The sequence below is a fragment of the Rhodococcus sp. 14-2470-1b genome (assembly GCF_002259415.1).
In the GTDB taxonomy this organism is placed as follows: domain Bacteria; phylum Actinomycetota; class Actinomycetes; order Mycobacteriales; family Mycobacteriaceae; genus Rhodococcoides.
This window is the reverse complement of record NZ_NPFY01000041.1, coordinates 1-1514: the sequence shown is the minus strand read 5'-3', so window position 1 is coordinate 1514 and position 1514 is coordinate 1. Positions and strand designations below refer to the sequence as shown.

The 1514-nt window shown below is 62.9% G+C and carries 2 protein-coding genes; both read left to right on the top strand.

The features are described from left to right. Nucleotides 1-1085 (top strand): cbb3-type cytochrome c oxidase subunit I (locus CH293_RS26870; protein ID WP_255123006.1); only part of this gene is annotated, 1085 nt, incomplete at its 5' end. 94 nt (nt 1086-1179) lie between these two features. Further along, on the top strand, nt 1180-1514 hold a 335-nt coding region (locus CH293_RS26865), incomplete at its 3' end, for a copper resistance CopC family protein (RefSeq protein WP_141217238.1).

Genomic DNA, 1514 nt, shown 5'->3' with positions numbered 1-1514 from the left:
TGATGGGCCTGCTCGCCGACCGTAAACTCGGCACCCACATCTTCGATCCCGCCAACGGCGGGGCGTTGCTCTGGCAGCACCTGTTCTGGTTCTTCGGTCACCCCGAGGTCTACATCATCGCGCTACCGTTCTTCGGAATCGTCTCGGAGATCTTCCCGGTCTTCTCCCGCAAACCCATCTTCGGGTACAAGGGTCTGATCTACGCCACCGTCGGCATCGCAGCTCTGTCCATCGCGGTGTGGGCGCACCACATGTATGCCACCGGCGCCGTGCTGCTGCCGTTCTTCTCGTTCATGACCTTCCTCATCGCCGTGCCGACCGGAGTGAAGATCTTCAACTGGATCGGCACCATGTGGCGCGGCCAGGTCACCCTCGAGTCCCCCATGCTCTTCTCCATCGGATTCCTCGTCACGTTCGTCTTCGGCGGGCTGTCCGGAGTGCTCCTGGCGAGCCCGCCCATCGACTTCAACGTCACCGACACCTATTTCGTCGTCGCGCACTTCCACTACGTCGTGTTCGGAACGGTCGTGTTCGCGACCTATGCGGGCATCTACTTCTGGTTCCCGAAGATGACCGGCCGCATGCTCGACGAACGACTGGGCAAATGGCACTTCTGGATGACGTTCCTCGGATTCCACGCCACCTTCCTCGTTCAGCACTGGCTCGGAGCGCAAGGAATGCCGCGCCGCTACGCCGACTATCTCCCGTCCGACGGGTTCACCACCCTCAACCAGGTCTCGACCGTGGGATCGTTCGTTCTCGGAGCCTCGACGCTGCCGTTCATCTGGAACGTCTTCAAGAGCTACCGCTACGGCGAAGTGGTCACCGTCGACGACCCCTGGGGGTTCGGTAACTCCCTCGAGTGGGCGACCAGTTGCCCACCACCGCGGCACAACTTCACCGAGATGCCCCGAATCCGCTCCGAGCGGCCGGCATTCGAGCTTCACTATCCGCACATGGTCGAACGCATCCGCGCCGAGCAGCACGTCGGTGGCCCGCACTCGGATTCGATCGCGCCCTCGGAAGTGATCACCGAAGCCATCGCCGGCCGTGAACGATCCGATCCGCCGGACCCGGTGAAATAACCATCGCCGCAGAAGTGACCCACCGCTAAACCGCCCTCCCTACTACTATGTCCCATAGTTGTTGGGTCGGGCTCGATACAGAGGAGTACCCCGCGTGAAACGTCTGATGCTGATTGCCGTGATGATCTGCGGGACAGCATTGTTCGCTGCGGCGCCGGCGTCGGCGCACAGCGAACTGGTCAGCTCCGACCCGCCCGCCGATGCCACACTCGACTTCGCGCCGATCGGTGTCGGTCTGGTGTTCAACCAGGACATCAACGAATCGTTCGCGACCATCAGCGTCGTGGGTCCTGGCGACACTCAGTGGGCACAGGGAACGGCCACGGTCGAGGGCCCCGACGTATCGGTCCTGCTCGAGGACGGACTCCCCAACGGGGAGTACACCGTCGGCTACCGTGTCACCTCCGCGGACGGGCACCCGATCACCGG